This window comes from Deinococcus peraridilitoris DSM 19664 (assembly GCF_000317835.1).
GTDB classification, from domain to species: domain Bacteria; phylum Deinococcota; class Deinococci; order Deinococcales; family Deinococcaceae; genus Deinococcus_A; species Deinococcus_A peraridilitoris.
In genome coordinates this window covers 319,725-338,041 of sequence record NC_019793.1, presented here as the reverse complement: position 1 = coordinate 338,041, position 18,317 = coordinate 319,725, and the positions used below count along the sequence as shown (strand labels likewise).

At 63.9% G+C, this 18,317-nt stretch carries 16 protein-coding genes; 3 read left to right on the top strand and 13 right to left on the bottom strand.

The genetic code is table 11. The features are described from left to right. Positions 1-5 precede the first annotated feature (5 nt). Positions 6-2,417 carry a PAS domain-containing protein gene (locus tag DEIPE_RS21885; protein ID WP_015234211.1) on the top strand — a complete coding sequence of 804 codons (2,412 nt, stop codon included), beginning with the start codon at positions 6-8 and terminating at the stop codon, positions 2,415-2,417. 162 nt (positions 2,418-2,579) lie between these two features. Here the strand turns inward: DEIPE_RS21885 and DEIPE_RS01470 are convergent, their stop codons facing one another. The 13 genes from DEIPE_RS01470 to ftsE form a co-directional block, all read right to left on the bottom strand. Then, positions 2,580-3,566 (bottom strand): NAD(P)/FAD-dependent oxidoreductase, encoded by a 987-nt coding sequence (locus DEIPE_RS01470; protein ID WP_015234210.1) that lies wholly within the window; start codon positions 3,564-3,566, stop codon positions 2,580-2,582. Between the two features lie 95 nt (positions 3,567-3,661). Next, positions 3,662-5,038 carry an FAD-dependent oxidoreductase gene (locus DEIPE_RS01465; RefSeq protein WP_015234209.1) on the bottom strand — a complete coding sequence of 459 codons (1,377 nt, stop codon included), beginning with the start codon at positions 5,036-5,038 and terminating at the stop codon, positions 3,662-3,664. Positions 5,039-5,210: 172 nt separating this feature from the next. Continuing rightward, a complete protein-coding gene (locus tag DEIPE_RS01460; protein ID WP_015234208.1) occupies positions 5,211-5,810 on the bottom strand; it encodes a helix-turn-helix domain-containing protein in 600 nt (199 codons plus the stop codon). A gap of 454 nt (positions 5,811-6,264) precedes the next feature. Continuing rightward, entirely contained in the window at positions 6,265-8,691 is a 2,427-nt protein-coding gene (gene gyrA, locus DEIPE_RS01455) for a DNA gyrase subunit A (RefSeq protein ID WP_015234207.1), read from the bottom strand. Positions 8,692-9,007: 316 nt separating this feature from the next. Further along, a complete protein-coding gene (locus DEIPE_RS01450; protein ID WP_015234206.1) occupies positions 9,008-9,592 on the bottom strand; it encodes an LON peptidase substrate-binding domain-containing protein in 585 nt (194 codons plus the stop codon). A 101-nt stretch (positions 9,593-9,693) separates the two neighbouring features. Then, positions 9,694-10,473, bottom strand: a complete 780-nt coding sequence (gene trmD, locus DEIPE_RS01445) for a tRNA (guanosine(37)-N1)-methyltransferase TrmD (RefSeq protein ID WP_041230626.1) — start codon at positions 10,471-10,473, stop codon at positions 9,694-9,696. 35 nt (positions 10,474-10,508) lie between these two features. Continuing rightward, positions 10,509-11,045 carry a ribosome maturation factor RimM gene (gene rimM / locus DEIPE_RS01440; RefSeq protein ID WP_015234204.1) on the bottom strand — a complete coding sequence of 179 codons (537 nt, stop codon included), beginning with the start codon at positions 11,043-11,045 and terminating at the stop codon, positions 10,509-10,511. Between the two features lie 46 nt (positions 11,046-11,091). Beyond that, entirely contained in the window at positions 11,092-11,340 is a 249-nt protein-coding gene (locus DEIPE_RS01435) for a KH domain-containing protein (protein ID WP_015234203.1), read from the bottom strand. Positions 11,341-11,442: 102 nt separating this feature from the next. Next, complete coding sequence (locus DEIPE_RS01430; protein WP_015234202.1) at positions 11,443-12,297, bottom strand: hypothetical protein; 855 nt, start codon at positions 12,295-12,297, stop codon at positions 11,443-11,445. A gap of 108 nt (positions 12,298-12,405) precedes the next feature. Continuing rightward, a complete protein-coding gene (rpsP, locus tag DEIPE_RS01425) occupies positions 12,406-12,675 on the bottom strand; it encodes a 30S ribosomal protein S16 (protein WP_015234201.1) in 270 nt (89 codons plus the stop codon). 114 nt (positions 12,676-12,789) lie between these two features. Beyond that, a complete protein-coding gene (locus DEIPE_RS01420) occupies positions 12,790-14,313 on the bottom strand; it encodes a murein hydrolase activator EnvC family protein (RefSeq protein ID WP_015234200.1) in 1,524 nt (507 codons plus the stop codon). After that, the gene (locus DEIPE_RS01415; RefSeq protein ID WP_015234199.1) at positions 14,310-15,173 is read right to left on the bottom strand and encodes a cell division protein FtsX; all 864 of its coding nucleotides are present in this window, start codon (positions 15,171-15,173) and stop codon (positions 14,310-14,312) included. The genes DEIPE_RS01420 and DEIPE_RS01415 overlap by 4 nt, the downstream gene beginning before the upstream one ends. After that, positions 15,170-15,853 (bottom strand): cell division ATP-binding protein FtsE, encoded by a 684-nt coding sequence (gene ftsE, locus DEIPE_RS01410; protein ID WP_015234198.1) that lies wholly within the window; start codon positions 15,851-15,853, stop codon positions 15,170-15,172. The genes DEIPE_RS01415 and ftsE overlap by 4 nt, the downstream gene beginning before the upstream one ends. 338 nt (positions 15,854-16,191) lie before the next feature. Here ftsE and DEIPE_RS01405 point away from each other — a divergent pair, with 338 nt between their 5' ends. After that, on the top strand, positions 16,192-17,532 hold the full coding sequence (locus DEIPE_RS01405; RefSeq protein ID WP_245557574.1) for a S41 family peptidase: 1,341 nt from the start codon (positions 16,192-16,194) through the stop codon (positions 17,530-17,532). Between the two features lie 72 nt (positions 17,533-17,604). Next, positions 17,605-18,300 (top strand): TrmB family transcriptional regulator, encoded by a 696-nt coding sequence (locus tag DEIPE_RS01400; protein ID WP_015234196.1) that lies wholly within the window; start codon positions 17,605-17,607, stop codon positions 18,298-18,300. Positions 18,301-18,317: the final 17 nt, after the last annotated feature.

Sequence of the window (18,317 nt, the reverse complement as noted above, 5' to 3'; positions counted from 1 at the left end):
CACGCATGCGTGACCTTCTCCTGAGTGAAGCGGGCGTCCTGTATGACGCCCTGCCGGGTCCGCTGTGCATCACGGACGCTCGGGGAAACATCTTGTTCATCAACCGGGCCTGGAGGGCGGCCTTAAATGGTGGCAAGGCGACGCGGCCGAACCTGGCGATCACCGATCTGTTCCATCCCGAGGATCAGGTGACCTGGCAGCACCACTGGGAGCAGGCCGCCTTGTCAGGAGGATTCACAGGACGTTTTCAAGTGTGGCAGGCAGAGGGGCGCTCCTGCTGGTATCAGCTGCAGGTCTGCCGCGCGGCGGGACGGGAAGGCGAGCGGGGGTCGTGGCTGGTGAGCGCCTGCGATGTCGATGAGCAGGTCCGCCGTGAGCACGATTTGCGCCGGGAAGTCAGCGAGCTGCAGGGCATGGTTGATGCCAGCGCCGAGTGCATCAAGCTGCTCGACCTCGACGCGCGCCTGCTGTCGATGAATCAGGGTGGCATGCAGGTGATGGAAGTCGAGGACTTCGACGCCTGCCGCAACCTGTTGTGGTCCAGCTTCTGGCAAGGCGAGGTCGGCGTGACAATCGAACATGCGCTGCAGGAAGCGCGTGCGGGGCGGACCTTCACCTTCGAAGGTCAGGCGGCGACCATGAAAGGGACGCTCAAGTGGTGGGAAGTGCGCGTTTCGCCCATCTACGATCAGCAGGGCCGCATTTACCGCCTGCTGGCAATTTCGCGTGATATCAGCCTTCGCAAGGACGCCGAAAAGACGCGGCAAGAAAGTGAGATGCGCTTGCGGAGCCTGATCGAGGCGAGCCCGATCAGTATTACCACCACGTCGGCGGGTGGCACGGTCACTGAGGCGAACCCCGCCACCCTGGCGCTGACCGGTTGGACGCCCGAGGACCTGAAAGCGGAGCGTGCCAGCTGGCATCGCCAGACGCTGCCTGAATACGCGGACCTCGACCGGTCAGCGACAGAGCAGGCGCTCCGGGCAGGGCGTTCGGAGCCCTACGAAAAAGAGATCCTGGGAGCGGGAGGCGTACGGGTACCGGTGCGTGTGGTGCTGGCGCGCGGCGAAGCGAGCGAGCCGCAGCGCTTCATCTGGTACATTCAGGACCTCCGGCCCCAGAAAGCGGCCGAACGGGCACTGAGCGAGCTGAACACCGAACTCGAATGCCGTGTCCATCAGCGGACCGCCGAACTTGAGGAGCGGACGGTAGCGCTCGACGCCTTCGCCCGTTTCACGGACGCTGTGGGCACCGAGACGGACGTTCTGGCGCTGGCACGGGGCGCCCTGAGTGTCATCCAGGCGCGCTTTGTCGATGCTACCGGCGTGTATTACGAGCGCAAGGGCGAGACCTGGCAGGCACGTGTGTGGACCAGCGACCTGGCAGAGGACACCCGGAAGGTCATCACCCAGGGAATCCCGGTCGACGCGCCGGTGTTTGCCGAACCGCTGCGTCGCCGCTCTCCCTGGTTCGTGGACCACTGGAATGCCCGGCGGGAAGGCATCGATCACACGGAGCAGTACCACGCCGCGGCCAACCTGCCCTTGTTGTTGAACAACGAGGTACGCGGTTTCCTGGCAGTCGGGCTGAGGCATACGGGCACCTGGAGTGACACCGACCGCGCGATGGTCCAGGCCATTGCACGGGGTCTGAACCTGGCGCTGGAGAGAACCGAACACGCGCGCCAGCTCGAACTCCAGCGACGGGAGCTGCAGGAACAGACTCGGGAACTCCAGGGTGCCAACGAGGAACTCGAGGCCTTCGCCTATTCGGTGTCACATGACCTGCGCGCACCGGTGCGCCACATTGCCGGATACACGGCGCTGATACATAAGTCACTGGGCGAGCGGCTCGATCCCAAAACGGCGCGGTACCTCTCGGTAGTTGACCAGTCGGCCACGCGCATGAACACGCTGATCGACGCCATGCTGGACCTGGCGCGCACCTCGCGCGTTCCGCTGCGCATGGAAAGCGTCGATCTCGATGCCCTGGTAAGTCGGGTTCGCCGCGAATTGGCGCCGGATCACGAAAGCCGCAGCGTGCAGTGGAACGTTTCGCCCCTTCCACAGGTGCACGGCGATCAGGGCACGCTGTATCAGGTCATGGTCAACCTGATCTCGAACGCGCTCAAGTACAGCCGAACGCGCGAGGTGTCGCGAATCGACGTGTGGTCCGAGGAGCACGAACACGGCTGGGCCATCTTCGTGCGCGACAACGGGGTGGGCTTCGATCCGCGCTATGGCGACAAGCTCTTTGGAGTGTTTCAGCGCCTGCACCGCCAGGAAGAATTCGAGGGCACCGGGGTGGGCCTCGCCAACGTCCGGCGCATCGTTCACCGGCACGGCGGGCAGGTCTGGGCCGAAGGGCGCCCCGGCGAGGGCGCGACAATCGGTTTTACCCTGTCTCGCACGTCCTGAAGGTTGGAGGTGCAGCGGGCAGCGCTAAGTAGCTCCCACTTGAGTTTTGGTGTTCTCCCAAAACGTGGGGCGAGTGGAGGCGAGTCGGGGAAGCGTGTCTGCCGCTGGGTTCTGTCGTTCTGGGTGCGGTTCCCAGAACGGAAGAACTGAAGCGGTAGACACTTAGGTCGTCGGCAGTTTTTTGTCGCTGGAATGTCCGGGTCGGACCTTCAGGTCAGGACGCACGAAATGAACGGCGTGATTGGCCGCCACAGCCGCCTCGGCGAAGCCGGCGGCCAGCAGTTTCAGGTCGCCTCCCGAGGATGAAAGGTCACCGGCCACGAACACGCCCGGCAGGTTGGTGCTTTGGCCTGCGCCGGAGCTGATGTAATCTCCCTGCCACTCCAGCGGCCAGCCTTGCAGCGACTGCAGATCTGGCAGATACCCGTTGAGATAGAGCGCGCCATCGAGCGTGAGCGCGTGGCGTGCATCAGCGAACAGCAACTCGGCACCCTCGGGAGTGAAAGCCAGCAGTTCGCTGGGAGCCAGCACCTGCAGCCGACCGGCCTCCCGCAGTTGCTGCAGGCGCGTCAGTTGTTCGGGGGTACCGCGAAAGAGCGCACGCTTGTGTGCCAGAGTGACGCGCGCGCCCTGGTCGTGCAGGTCCAGCGCCGCTCGGGTGGCTTGTGGTACGCCCCCTGATACCAGTACGCGGTCACCGGGAGAAACCACCGCGCCTGGCCACTCCAGGGCGACGCGACCGAGCAAGTCGACTCCCGCCACATCGGGCACGCGTGGTCGCAGGGCTCCGATGCCGGCGGCCAGGATGACCGCGCCCGCGGTGTAGGCACGTTCGCCGGTCCGTTCCCAAGTGGTAACCTGCCAGCCTCGCGTTACCAGCTCCAGCGACATGGCCAGCGCGCCCAGTTCCAGCGCCGGGGAGAAAGGGTGAAGCTGCCTTCGCAGGCTCTCCACCAGCTCGTGCGCGCGCACACGCGGAAAGCCGGGCGCGTCGTAAATGAATTTTTCCGGGTAGAGCGCGCTCAACTGCCCACCGACTTCCGGGCGTGATTCGACCAGCCGCACGCTCAGGCCGCGCAGCGCCACATAAAACGCGGCGTACAGGCCCACCGGACCGGCACCGACGATCAGAACGTCAGCGTGCGTCATGGTCGGTAACAGGGCCGCACGAAGCGGCCGAAAGGCTGCCTGGCGGCGTCGGTCGCCGGGTCAAACCCTTAGGCGCTCGCCCTTGGTCACGCCGGTCAGCTCGCGTCACGCCCACGGCGGATCAGCCCCAGAAATTCGTCGCGCCTGACCACCTTCACGCGGGGACGGCCTTGCGATTTGCCGAGCTCCTGCTCATGCCGGTCGATCAGCAGCCATTCGTTCAGGGTGACATAATCGACACCGCGCTGACGCAGCAATTCGACCACAACCTCCGGGTCGGCCCGTTCGGCGCGCGGCAGGGTGGGTGCGTCGGCCAGCAGCAGTTTGACCGAATCGACCGCGCAGGCCTTGTTGGTGCCGATCACCCCGCTCGGGCCCCGTTTGATCCAGCCTGCCACGTATTCGCCCACTCGTGCCTGGCCGTCTTCAGTGACGCGGCCGTTCTCGTTGGGAATCACACCTTTGCGGCCGTCGAAGGGTACCCCTGGCAGCGCGACTCCCCTGTACCCGACGCTGCGCAGAATCATCTGCACGTCGAGCGTCTCGAACTCGCCGGTTCCGACGGCATTGTGCTGGGCGTCGAGGCGGTTGCGTTCGATGCGCAGACCCTCTACACGCCCATTTCCGAGGACCTCGACAGGGGAGACCAGAAAACGCAGGTGAACACGCCGTGGCTTGCCCGTCAGGGGTTTTTGCGCGAATTCACGCAGTACCTCGACGTTCTTGCGCACGGTGTTGTCGGTGATCGCTGCTTCCTCCTCGGAGGACAGCGCGACTTCCTCGTTTTTGACCACGATGTCGGCGCCCGTCAATTCGCCCAGCTCACGCAATTCCTTGGTAGTGAACTTGGCCTGGGCGGGTCCACGGCGCCCCAGCACGTAAATATCGGTGACCGGGCTGCGCGAGAGCGCGCTGAGGGCATAGTCGGCAATGTCGGTGACGGCCAGCTCTTCGGTGGTTTTGGCGAGGATGCGCGTGACGTCCACGGCCACGTTGCCGACCCCCACCACCGCGACACCGCTGGCCGTGAGGACCATCTCGCGCGCCTCGGCGTCGGGATGACCGTTGTACCAGGCGACGAATTCGGTGGCACTGAGGCTGCCTTCCAGTTGTTCGCCCGGAATGTCCAGCGTCCGGTCGCTGGAAGCCCCGACGGCGTACACCACCGCGTCGTAGTGGCGCTTCAGGTCGTCGAGCGTCAGGTCCTTGCCGAACTCGACGTGCCCGAAAAAGCGTACGCGCGGATCTTCCAGAACCTTCTGGTACAGCGTCGTGACGCTTTTGATCTTCTGGTGGTCGGGCGCCACACCGTAACGGACGAGGCCATACGGGGTGGGCAGACGGTCGATCACGTCGACGCTCACGGGCAAGGCCTGCTGCTTGATGAGGGCTTCTGCCGCATAAAGACCGGAAGGCCCGGAACCGATCACGGCCACGCGCAACGGGCGCTCGGAAGAGAAGGGCTGAGACATGGTGTCAAGTGTACGTGAAACGGTCGTTCGTTATTGAAAGTCTTGTCTGACTTGCTGCAATGGTCAGCTGTCAGCTGGTCCGAGAGGCAACGGTGCCCGTTGTCGCGTACCCGGAGGTACAACAGAAGGGCGGTCGGCCCTGGGTAGGCCGACCGCCCTGAATTTTCCTGTCTTACTCTGCAGCGATGCGCTTGAGGGCGCTCGGATCACGCAGGGTGATCTTGCCGTAGCCAGCGCTGATCACGCCTTCGCGCGACAGCTCTCCGACCACTTTGGTGACCGTTTCGCGCACTGAGCCGACAGCGGCGGCCAGCTCGTCGTGGGTGGCGTAGATCATGGTTTCACCGCTGGCCTGCTTGGTCGCCAGGGCCGTATCGGCGAGTTCCAGCAGCTCGGCAGCGATGCGCGAGCGCAGACGCTTGCCGACCAGACGGTAGATGCTCTCGTAAGCGCGGTCAAGCATCTTGACGAGGTGGGTGGTGACTTCGAGGTTGTCCTCGGCGTTCATCAGCGCGGGATTGATGACGTCCACGGTGCTGTCGGTCACGGCCTCGGCGAAGTAGGAGCGCTCCAGGCCGGTCAGGGATTCCTCACCGAAGAACTCACCGGGCTTGACATAGCGAAGGGTCAGACCGTTTCCCTCGTCGTCCATCGTGTGGATGCGAACGAGGCCGCTCTGGACCCGGTAGAGCATGTCGCTCTTGCCAGGGTAAAGAATCACCGCACCAGGACGGTAGGTGACAGAATCAACAAAGGTCTTTTCGAGAAGCATAGCTGCCTCCTTGGGCAAGTGAGCGGGCACTGAGCCATCGTTGGAAGGCGTCCTGGCGGGCGCCGGTGGGTCCTTCCCAACCTTGATTACAGTGTACACCCAAGTTACTTTTTTGTAAACAAAAATGTTTCTTTAAAAATTGTTCACGTCACAATGGTCAATCCTCACGGTAAAAAATGTGAAGGCCGTGCTTCGGGCATTCCACGATAAACCGCCCCTCTAGGCTTCTCATCGCAAGATTTGGGCCACACCAAGGTGACCTCCATTAAAGCTAAACCGATCATTCGTCTGTCCGTTCCATGGGCAGCACAAGGCTGCGACGACCGCCATCACCGAAGAAAAGCCGCTTGCTGCCACGCGGTCCCCAAGGGCAAAGACCCTGAAAGCCAGGCAGCAGGAAATCAAAAAAGGAGCGGTCAGCCTGCGCAGGCTGACCGCTGAAAGCCGAGCGCTCTTACAGCTCTTCTTCTTTTTTGACGGGGAAAGCGCTGATCACGCGGTCACCCTTACCGATGTCCATCACCTTGACACCCTGACTATTGCGGCCCGAGACACGCAATTCCTCGACCCGCGTGCGGATGACCACACCCTTCTCGGTCAGGACCATCAGCTCCTCGTCTCCCGAGACGTGCGCGAGGGTCACCAGATTTCCGGTGCGGTCGGTGACATTCAGGGTGATGACACCCTGGCCTCCACGGCCCTTGGCAGGGTACTCGCTGAGCGGGGTACGCTTGCCCAGACCGCATTCGCTCACCGCGAGCAGTTCGGTCTCGCCTTCGCTGGGCACCAGCGCCATGCTGACGACCTTGTCCTCTTCGCGCAGGCGGATACCGATCACACCCTGGGTGGCGCGGCCAGTGTCGCGCACGTCATTGGCATCAAAGCGCATCGCCTGTCCCTCCGCCGTCGCCAGGACCACGTGCTCACCGTCCTTGACGATGCCGACTCCTATCAGCTCGTCACCTTCCATCATGTTGATGGCGATCAGACCGGCCGAGGTGATGTTGGCGTAATCACGGATCAGGGTCTTCTTGATCATGCCGCGCTTGGTGGCAAACACAAAGCTGCCTTCCTGGTCAAAGCCCTTGATCGACATCACCGAGGCGATGCTCTCGGTGTCACGCAGGCCGGGCAACAGATTCTTGATGTAGGTGCCCTTGGCGTCGCGTCCCACTTCCGGCAGATCGTAGATCTTTTCGTGGAAGACCCGGCCCTGATCGGTGAAGAACAGCAGGAAGTCGTGCGTGCTGCCCACCATCACGCGGGTGTTGGTGTCCTCTTCACGCAGGCGGCCACCGCTCGCGCCGCGTCCGCCACGGCCTTGCGCACGGAAAGCGTCGAGCTTGGTGCGCTTGAGGTACCCGGCGCGGGTCATGGTGATGACCATGTCCTCGACCGCGATCAGGTCTTCTTTGTTGATGTCTTCTTCCAGCAGGGTGATACTGCTGCGACGCTCGTCACCGTACTTGTCGCGCATGGAACGGATTTCTTTCTTGATCTCGTTCCACAGCTTGCGCTCGTCACCCAGAATGGCCGTGAGACGCTCGATGGTCGACTGCAGTTCGGCGTACTCGCCTTTCAGACGGTCGCTCTCCAGACCGGTCAGGCGCTGCAGGCGCATGTCCAGAATGGCCTGCGCTTGCACCTCGGAGAGACCGAAGCGGGCCTGCAGACCGTCCTTGGCCTCGGCGGTCGTCTGCGATTTGCGGATGAGCGCGATGACCTCGTCGATGTGATCGAGCGCGATCAACAGACCCTCGATCAGGTGCGCGCGCGCCTGGGCCTTGTCGAGGTCGTATTGGGTGCGGCGCGTGACGACTTCGCGGCGGTGCGCCAGGAAGTACTGCATGGTGTCTTTGAGCGGCAGTACACGCGGCTCGCCGTTCACGATCGACAGGTTGATGATCGTGAATGTGCTCTGCAACTGGGTGTACTTGTAAAGCTGATTGAGCACCAGGCTTGGAATGGCGCCACGTTTGAGCTCGATCACAATCCGCACGGGCTCTTTGCGGTCGGATTCGTCCGTCAGGCGGGCGATGTCAGGAATCTTGCCGGCCTTGTACATCGCCGAGATGGTCTGGATCAGGTTGGTTTTGTTCACCTGATAAGGAATCTCGGAAATGATGATCTGGTTGCGCCCGTTCTTCTCGTCGATGCGGGCCTTGCCCCGCACCCGGATGCCGGCGTGCCCGGTGGCGTAGGCGTCACGGATGCCGGTCTTGCCGATGCGCCCGCCGGTGGGGAAGTCCGGCCCTGGCACGAAAGTCATCAGCTCGTCGAGCGTCAGGTCGGGATTGTCGATCAAGGCCAGCAGGCCGTTGCAGACCTCGGTGAGGTTGTGCGGCGGAATGTTGGTGCTCATGCCCACCGCAATACCCGTAGCGCCGTTGATCAGCAGGTTGGGCACGGCCGCCGGCAGCACCGTGGGTTCTTCGGTGGTCTCGTCGAAGTTGGGCTTGTAATCGATGGTGTTCTTTTCGATGTCGGCCAGCACTTCTTCGGCGATCTTGGTGAGACGCGCTTCGGTGTAGCGGTAGGCGGCCGCCGGATCTCCGTCGATCGAGCCGAAGTTCCCCTGCGGGTCAACAAGCGGGTAGCGCAAATTCCACCACTGGGCCAGGCGAACCATCGCGTCGTAAATGGCGGTATCACCGTGCGGGTGGTATTTTTTGATGACCTCGCCGACCACACCGGCACTTTTGGAGTGCTTGTGGTTGCTGGCCAGGCCTTCTTGCAGCATGGCGTAGAGAATGCGGCGCTGAACAGGCTTGAGGCCGTCGCGCACGTCCGGCAACGCTCGGTCTACGATGACCGTCATGGCGTAGTTGATGAAGTTGGACTTGACCTCGCTGGTGATGTCCACGGGGTGAATGCTCGTCACGAAACCTCCGAAGGCAGGATTGACGCCGTGTCCCAAAACACGCGGGGGCCGCTCCTCTCACGGAAGCGAACAGGGCAGCGTCACAAATACCCTGACCCCAACCCGAACAGTATATCATGAATCTGGCCTCATTATGTTGAAAACGTAACGGTGTTGCACCCCGAACTGTCCGTCACCAAAGTGCCCGGCTTGATCCCCTGAGCCGATGACGCCCCCGGTTTTCCGGAGGTGAAAGGCGGGCGAGTGGAGGCTGGCGGCCTGCGGCCGGGCATCCGCCGCCACGGCAACTGTATGGCAATTGTGCGGACAATCTGAGTCAGTTCAAAGTTCGTTCGTGCAGCAGGGCCGACAGGTATTTGAAGCGCTCGGCAAGGGTGGAAGCGCGCAGGGCTGCTTCGCGCTGCTCGCCTGACAGGGGCAGCAACGCCAGACCATACGTGGCCAGCAGCAACGGGTCCTGTGGCACGTCAGCCTGCACCCGGAGCGGGTCCGTGTTGCGCAGACGCGCCAGACTTTCGATCAGGCGCCTGGAAAGCACCTCGATCTCGTGTGGGTCACCCTGCGGCAACGGGAGGACCTGCACTGTGGCACTCAGGTAACCGTGGGCATGGTCGAATTGCTGCACCTCGAAGCGTTCTCCACCGACCACCTCAATCGATGCAGTCCCGTCCTCGTGATCGGTGACGTGGCGCAGGTGGGCCAGGGTCCCCAGACGCGCCACGCGCTCTTCGAACGGAGTTTCGGGATGCGGCGAGGGCAACAGACGCGAGATGCCGAAGGGTTCGCCAGTCTGCCTGACGCGGGCGAGCAGCTCCCGATAGCGCGGCTCGAAGACGTAGAGCGGCAAGACCAGGCCCGGCAGCAACACGACGTCGGGAAGCGGAAAGAGCGGCAAGGTCATGGTCGTATGCTGCGCCCGAATAATGACCGAGAATTGATGGATGGCTACAGACTGTGAATCAATTGTCGGCCTGAGAATGTTCGTTCGGTAACCTGCGGCGCTTATCGCCGTCGGCGTTTTGGCGGGGGTGGGGGAGGCGCTCCCCAGGATTCGATTTCGCCGAGGGTGACGCCCAGCGAAATTAACAGCGCACTGTCCTGAGGCGTCAGCTCGGCAGAGCGCAGAAGGTCGGGGCGCCGCCGGAGGGTGCGCGTGAGTGCCTCGTCGCGTCGCCAGCGCTCGATCAGGGCGTGATTGCCGGAAAGCAGCACTTCCGGAACGGTCTGGTCCTGCCACACGGCCGGCCGTGTGTACTCGGGGTAATCGAGCAGACCACTCGAAAAGGAATCCTGGTGATGTGACTCCTCGTCACCGATCACACCGGGCCGCAGCCGCGCCACTGCTTCGACCAGGCAGGCCGCCGCCGCTTCGCCGCCCATCATCACGAAGTCTCCGATCGACACTTCACGGGTGACCATGACCTCGACGCGCGCGTCAAAGCCTTCATAGCGCCCGCACAGCACCGCCAGATGGGAGCGGGTCGACAGCTCCTCGGCCATACGCTGCGAAAAGGGCGTTCCCGCCGGGGTAAGCAAAATCAACTCGTCTACTTTGCCAACTGACGCGACCGCGCGCTCGACCACATCCGCGCGGATCACCATGCCTGCTCCGCCGCCGTAGGGGGTGTCATCGACCTTGCGGTGCTTGTTGCCGGCGAAATCGCGCATGTCCAGCACGTCAAAGCTCAGCAGGCCTTTCGCGGCCGCCTTGCCCAACAGCGCCTCGCTCGTCCAGGGCCGCAGCAGTTCCGGAAACAGCGTGAGCAGTGAAAACCGCATCATGATCCTCGGGAGGACTGACCAAGTCGTCCGGGCATTCAGTCCTCGCCCAGCAGGCCCGGAGGTGCGTCGAGAATCACAGCGGCCAATGGCTTTTTGGGGTCCGAGGAATCTCGCACAATCTCGACATAAGGCGCCTGCAGCGGCACCAGCGAGTCGCCGTTCGCGTGGCTCACCAACAGCAGATCCTGCGGCCCGGCATCCTGCACGTCGCGCACCTCGCCGATCAGTTCACCGCCCGGCGTGCGCACCGGGAGGCCGCGCAACTCGTGATAGTAAAACTCATCGTGGGGCAGCGGGGGCAATTCGTCCTCGTGGGCAAAGACGGGCGCGCTTCTGAGGCGTTCGGCAGCGTCGCGGTCCTGCACGCCCGAAAACGTCACGGTCAGCCCCGGTCCGTGCAGGTCACGCCCTTTGACGCGCAGCCAGCCGCGCCCCTCGACAAAGAAGCGCGTGAGCTTGACAAGACGCGCCGGGTCACCGATGACGTACAGACGTACGGCGCCCTGGACGCCAAAAGCACCTAGAACATGGCCAACTCGAATGACATCGGGCGGTACAGCGGGAGAGGTCAAGTGCAGCTCTTTCTCGAACGGGTTTTGAAGCGAACGCCAACGGCGCTCAGCGATTCGTGTCTTTTCGGGGTGCGTCGAGATCGACGTTCAGGCGCTCGCGTGGATCGCTGACCAGGCGGACGACGGTGCGCAAGGCCTGGATCACACGACCGTTCCGGCCGATCACTCGGCCTTCCTCGCCGGGAGCCACACGAATCAGCAGGTTCTGCCCGCTTTTCGAGACCCGCACGAGGGCGGGCTGGTCGACCACGCTCTGGGTAATAAACAACGCGAGGTCGCTGGGGTCGGTCTTCATGCGTCCATTGTAGAGCGACCGCCCAGCGATGGAAAGCAGTTTGCCCGTGGTGTTTGCCCGACCAAACGCTCGGGTCGGTACGCCGTGCGGGGCAAGGAGACGTCATCGGCGCAACTGGGCCGCTTCGCTGCGCGGAACCGTCAAGTCCAGATAGACCCACTGACCACCCGAAAGACGGCCCACGCGCAGAACGTATGACTGCACGTCCGGTTCGAAAAAGGCCTGCACTGCACCGCGCAGGATGTCTTGCAGGGGCGCGTCGTACGTTCTGCGCAGACGCTCAGTTTTGGCACTGGCCTTCGAAGCCACCGTCAGGTCACCCGCTTCGAGAACGTTGGGCGGCCGGTAAAAATTCGGATTCTGCAGCTGCACGATCAGCGCGCCACCTGTTTTCGACAGCTTGACTGCCGTTGGCGAGAACTTGCGGGTCAGCTCCCGCTTGAGTTCTCCGGCGCGCGTGGCGTCGAGCGGACGGCTTTGCAGGGTCTTGAGGTAAGCCACCGGAACGTTCACCGTGAGTTCGCGCCCACCCGGATTGTCGTTCGAAAGCTGCAGCTGCAGTGCCTTGCCGACGCCCGCAGCACCAAAGGTGTTCAGCACTTCCTGCGCGATGCCGGTGAAGTGTTCCTCGTAGCGCTGCAGCAGTCCGGCGACCTTGGCATCGTGTGCGGCCGGGGCCAGTTTGGTGTCGGCGTCGAGCAGCACGTGCGGCGGCCTGTAAAAGGCCGGTTTGAGCAGCAGGACAGCCAGATCTCCGTTCACGCGGTACACCCGTACCTGCGCGGCGGCGTACTTCTTCTGCAGTTTCGCCTCGAACGCCTGCGCCTGAGCAGAGGACAGCCGCTCGACGCTTGGAGGCTGTGCGGGTGGCACAGAGGCGTTCTGTGCGCTCCCCGCCCCGCCGGTCAGGGCCAGAATCAGCGCGAACAGGACACGTCGTTGAGACGAGCGAATCACGTCGGCATCATGACGCTCACCCGTGAGGACGGCGTGATGAACCGTCGCAGGCCCGGCTCAAGGCTCAAAAAAAGCCACCGCCGAGCGGTGGCTTCCGGGACTCGGTGATCAGGCCGAGGCTTGCTCGGTGTTCCTGGCAAACACACCTTGCGCTTTGAGGAGACGCAGTGCGGTCTGGGTGGGCTGGGCGCCCTGCGCGAGCCAGTGACGGGCGCGCTCCACGTCCACCTTGAGGTAGTTCTCGGTGGTCTTGCGGGGATCGTAATGCCCGAGGTTTTCGATGTACCCACCGTCGCGCGGACGACGAACGTCGGCGACGACAATACGGTAGTGGGGGTTGTGCTTGGAGCCGAAACGGGACAAACGAATTTTGACCATGTTGTTAGGTGTTCCTCTGCGGGGTGAGGGTTGGCTTGGCTGCGCACTCGACAGCAGCCAGCCCGAGCGCACCGAAAAAGTGTAGCAAATCGCGGGGGCTCACAACAAGGAGCGTCAAAACTCCGGGGCCACATAGCGCTGAGCGCCGTTCTGGCTGACCACCACCTGAAAGCGGATGCTGTCGGCGCCCAGCAGGGGCGATCCGCCCGCAAAGCCCAGGCCCTGCCCACGCGATACGCGGGCACCCGTGCTCACACTGGGCTGCTGGAGCCCGCTGTACACCGTAAACAGGGTGGGGGTGTGCCTCACCAGCACCACCCAGCCCTCGTTGGCGTACGTGGTCTCACCGATCACCTCGCCGTCGGCAGCGGCGACCACCTGCGCTCCGGGCTCGCTGGAAAGCACTGTCCAACTGCCTTCACGCCCAAAAGGCACCGACACCCTTCCGCCCGCCAGCGGGACGCTGAGCCGTCCGACGTTGTCGGGCAGGGGCACGCTCAGGGTGGCTGCCTGCGCTTCCTGTTGTTGCAGCTGCTGCTGCCGGGCCGTGATTGCCTGCTCCTCGCGCTCGACTTGCCTCTGGGCCTGGGCAGCGGCCTGCTGCGCCGCCTGACGTTCTGCGGCCTGCTGCGCGGCGCGCCGAGCGGCTTCCTGTTGCGCGGCGCGCTGTGCCGCCTGCTGGGCGGCCAATCTTTCGGCGGCCTGCTGCGCTGCGAGCCGCTCACGGGCCAGTCGTGCCAGCCGCTCACGCTCCAGGCGCAACCGTTCCTGGGCTTCGCGAAGGCGGCGGGCTTCTTCCTCACGCCTCTTGCGCTCGGCTTCCTCGCGCGCCTTGCGCTCGGCTTCCAGCCGGGCGCGTTCCTGAAGGATGCCGGAGACCAGCCCCTCGATGCCCCGCGCGGTGACCTGCTGCTGGGCCTGTGTCTGCAGGGCCAGGGCCTGCTGACCCTGCGCCGAGCGTTGCAGCTCTGCCAGCAGCGCCTGCTGCTCCGTGCGGCGCTCGCGCACGGCTTCCAGCTTGGCTTGTAAATCGCGCTGCAAGGCTTCCAACTGGGCCTGCTGGTCCAGCTGCCGTGCCCGCAATTCCTGGAGCGTCTCGGTCTCCTGCTTGAGCGTGCGGACCAGCCGCACGTTCTGCTGGCCCAGGGCGTTGGCATACCGCATGCGGATCAGCAGGTCCGGCAGGCTTTTGGCCTGTGACAGAACCTGCAGATACATCGAGGAGCGTTCACGCTGCACGGTGCGCATCAGGGTGCGCACGCTCGTCTTGAGGCGTTCGATGCGTGCACTGGAAAGCTCGATCAGACCCTCCAGCCGCCTAATTTCCTGTTCGACGCCCTGCACGCGCAGCTGCAACTGACGCCCCTGACTTTCCATCACGGCGATATCCTCGCCCAGCGCGTCCAGGCGACCGAGCGTCTCACGTTGCTGCTGACCGAGTGAGGCGATATTGCGCCGCAGTTCTTCGAGCCGCTGACGCTGCGCCTCGCTGAGAGAGCGCTGTTCGGTCAATTCTCGCTGCAGCTGCTGCAGTTTCTGCGAAGTCGTCTGCGCGCCCGTCAGCGTACCGAGCGCCAGCAGCCCCAGCAGCGCGAAGGCACGCCAGACGCCCGTGGCGTTCCGTGCCCGCTCGTTCACTCCAGCTCCCGCAGGTACCGGGCCGAGGCCACCACACTCCCCAGAAGGCCCACCAGCACCCCCAGCCCGGCCAGCACGCCCAGCAACTGCAGCAGCAGCAGTTGGTCACGCACCAGCGGCAAGGCAGGTACGAGCAGCGAGACGCGATCGGTCAGCACCGTATAGCCCGGATACAGGATGGCGCCGGCCAGTGCCGCGCCCAGGAGGCCCAGCAACACACCTTCGATCAGGTACGGCAGGCGGATAAAGCCGCGGGTCGCCCCCAGCAGCCGCATCACGGTGATTTCGCTGCGTCGGGCGTACATCGCCACACGCACCGCGTTCAGGATGTTGAAGAGCGTCCCGAGCAGCAGCAGTCCCACCAGCGCGTACCCTGCCAGACGCACGGCGTTCAGGATGCGCGCCGTCTGATCGACGTAGCCCGCACCGTACTCGACGCTCTCGACGCCGGGCAGCCGTGAGACGGCGGCGGCCACGCCCTGGGTGTCCGTCACCCGCGAGACCCGGATCCGCACGGTGTCCGGAAAAGGGTTGCCGGCCAGCTCTGCCGCTTCCCGCACGTACGGGTAATCACGCGTCATCTCCTCGAGCACCTGATCCTTGGGCACCACGCTCGCTTCACGCACGGTGGGCAGGGTCTGGACCGCGCCCAGCAGTTCTTCGAGGTTCGCGCCGTCGCGCAGAAAGGCGGCGACCTCCACTTGTGATTCGAGTTGCGAGAGTGTACGGTCCACGTTGAGGGTGAGGAGCACCACGAAACCCAGCATCACCAGGGCCAGCACCATCGTGGTCAGGGTGGACAGCGTCGCGGTCAGGTTGCCCCGCATCGCCAGCAGCGCCTGACGCCAGTGATAGGTCACAGCGCGTACCCCCCGTACGGATCGTCGCGCACCAGCTTGCCGCGCCGCAGCGTCAGCGTGCGGTGACGAAAGGTCTCGACCAGTTCGCGCGCGTGGGTGGCCACCACAATGGTGGTTCCACGCAGATTGACGTTCTGCAGCACTTTCAGCACCTCACGGCTGTTGTCCGGATCGAGGTTGCCGGTGGGCTCGTCGGCGAGCAACAGGGGGGGCTCGCCGACCACTGCGCGGGCGATGGCCACGCGCTGCTGTTCGCCTTGCGACAGCTGCACGGGCAGGGCGTGCTTTTTATGCTCCAGACCCACCAGCTTGAGAGATGCCGAAACGCGCCCGTCCCATTCGCGGCGCGGCACACCCGTCACACGCAGGGCAAAGGCGACATTGTCGGTTACGGTCAGATGGGGCAGCAGCTGATTGTCCTGAAAGATCATGCCGATGCGCCGCCGGTGCAGGGCCGTGCGCCCGGCACGGTAGCGGCGCAGCGGCTCTCCACCCACATAGACATCGCCGCGCGTAGGCAGCGTGCGTTTCAGGACCAGCCCCATGAACGAGCTTTTGCCCGCGCCACTGTGGCCGACCAGATACACGAACTCACCTTTCTTGATATGTACGTTCAGATCGTCGAGGGCCAGCGTGCGGGTGACAGGGTACTCCAGGCTCACGTGGTGAAACTGAATCATGAATTCCTCTGTGGCGCACGTTTTGCCTTCGTGGACAGTGCGGCGCTCAAGGTGTGAGGGAGGGTGACGCGCGGGAAAGTGGGGACGCAACGAACAGCGTGAACTGTTTCCGGGGAACGGACCGACGCTCTCAGGTGCTGGTGCCACGCAGGCGGTGGCCGGTGGGACCGAAGGCCAGAATGACGACAGAGAGCGGCTGGCAAGGTGATCATGAGCTGCGGCCAGCATACCTGAAGACTGCCTCAACATGCCTGAGAGCGGCGTGACCCGCTCGCGCCGCCGCCGTACCGGGTGCGCGCGCACGGTGGAAACTCATCAAGAAACGCTAAGCTGCGAGCGTGAAACCCTCAGTCAAGATGCTCATCGTCGCCGGAGCGCTGGCGGCCACGACGGCCGTCGGATACGCGCAGCTCCGCACCTACACTCCTGCCGAGGTGCTCGGCACTCCGACGGGACAGACACTGCTGCAGGCGTTGACGGTGGTCGATCAGATCGCGCTGAAGCCGGTCGAGCGCGAAAAGCTGCTCGAAGGCGCCATCAAGGGGATGCTCGCCACCTTTGAAGACCCCTACACCCGCTACGTGGCCCCGGTTGAAGCGGCCCGTGACGCGGAAGATCAGCAGGGTGAGTTCTTTGGCATCGGCGTGACCTTCGTGGCAGCGGACGCCAATGGGAACGGAGGACGCATCGAGGGCGTGTACAAGGGTGGTGCGGCTGAAAAAGCCGGCGTCCGCCCCGGTGACGTGTTTCTGAAAATTGACGGTCAGGACGTATCAAAGATTCCTCAGAACGAAATCGTGGGGAAGGTGCGTGGCAAGGAAGGCGTGCCCGTCAAGATCACCTTCGGCCGCGGTGAGGGCTCCTACGAGGTCACCATGACCCGTGCCCGCGTCACCATCGTGTCGGTGCAGAGCACGGTGCTGCCGGGCAACGTGGGTTATGTGGCGCTGAACGACTTCAGCAACCTGAAAGTACTGCAGCAGTTTCCCCAGGTCTTTGCCGACTTCAAGGCAAAGGGAATCGACAAGGTCGTCTTTGATCTGCGCGATAACCCGGGGGGCAACCTGTGCGTTTCCACTGCTGTCGTCGACCAGTTTCTGTCCTCGGGTGACATCATGAAAGTCCGCATGCGCGGCGGCGAAGCCGGGAGCGTCGAGTGCCCGGGTGCCGGAAAGGCCTCCAACCAGGCCACCGACTACAAGGGCAAGCTGGTGGTCCTGACCAACGGGGGCAGTGCCTCGGCTTCGGAGATCACGGCCGGTGCCCTGCAGGATGCGGGCCGCGCGCAGATCGTCGGTGAAAAGACTTTCGGCAAGGGCGTCGTGCAGGTAGTGCAGCCGCTGGTGAACGGCGGACGCGCCCACATCACCTTCGAGGAATGGCTGACGCCCAAGGGGCGCTCGATTAACAAGGAAGGCATCAAGCCCAATGTGCAGGTGGCCGATACCCGCTACCCGAAAATCGTGACGTACTCGGGCACGGGCGTGCAGCCAGGCCAGAAAGTCACGGTGACCATCGGTGAGCGCAAGCTGGAAACGACCGCCGACGCCGAAGGCAAATTCACCTTTGCCGAGTCGCCCAAGCCGCGGGTGGTGCCGGCCGGGGACGGCCAGGCCATTGTGGACCTCAAGACCGACGCACAGCTGGCCAAGGCGCTCGAAGTCATCAACGCCAAGTAACCAAAATTCGCAGGTCAGCAGCGCGCCCCTTCGTGGGCGCGCTTTTTGGGCAAACAGCGTAAGCTGGGACCGATGACTGCTGTCGTGCATCTTCAGGCACTGGGCCTCACCGAATACGAGGCGCGTGCCTACACCGCCCTGCTGGCGCTCGGCCGCGCTGTTCCGGCGCGGATCGCGCGTCAGGCGGGCATTCCGCGTCCCAAGATCTACGAAACCTTGCAGCGGCTCGAAGCGCGCGGCCTGGCGGCCCGGGTGGGAGAAAGCCCCATGGAATACGCGCCGCTGTCGGCCCGTGAATACATCGGCCGTGCACGCCGTTCGTTTGACGACCGGCTCGGGGCCCTGGAACGCGATCTTTCACGCCTGACACCCGATCCGGCCCCCGAGGCTGTCTACGCGCTGCGAGGTGACGCTGCCGTGCGTTCCTTGTGTGAAACGCTCGCCATGGGCGCGCGAAACCGGCTGCACCTCGCCGGGGAAGGTGATTTTGCCACGCACCTGGAACGCATTACCGGACGGGGTGTGCAGGTCACCCGCACAGAGGTCAGCGATTTGCCCGCCATCGCTGCCCCAGGGCAGCGGGCCTTTCTGCTGGCGCGTGACGGTGAGGCGGCCGTCGTCGCGCACTTCATGGACGCGACCGCGAACGCCCAGGTCGATGCGTCACGCGAAGCCCACGGGGTTCATACCCATAATCCGGTCATCGTAAGGCTGGTGGAAGGCTATGTCATGCTGGCGGCACAGCAGGCACAGACTCCGGGAAACTGACCGGCTGCTGTCTCCGA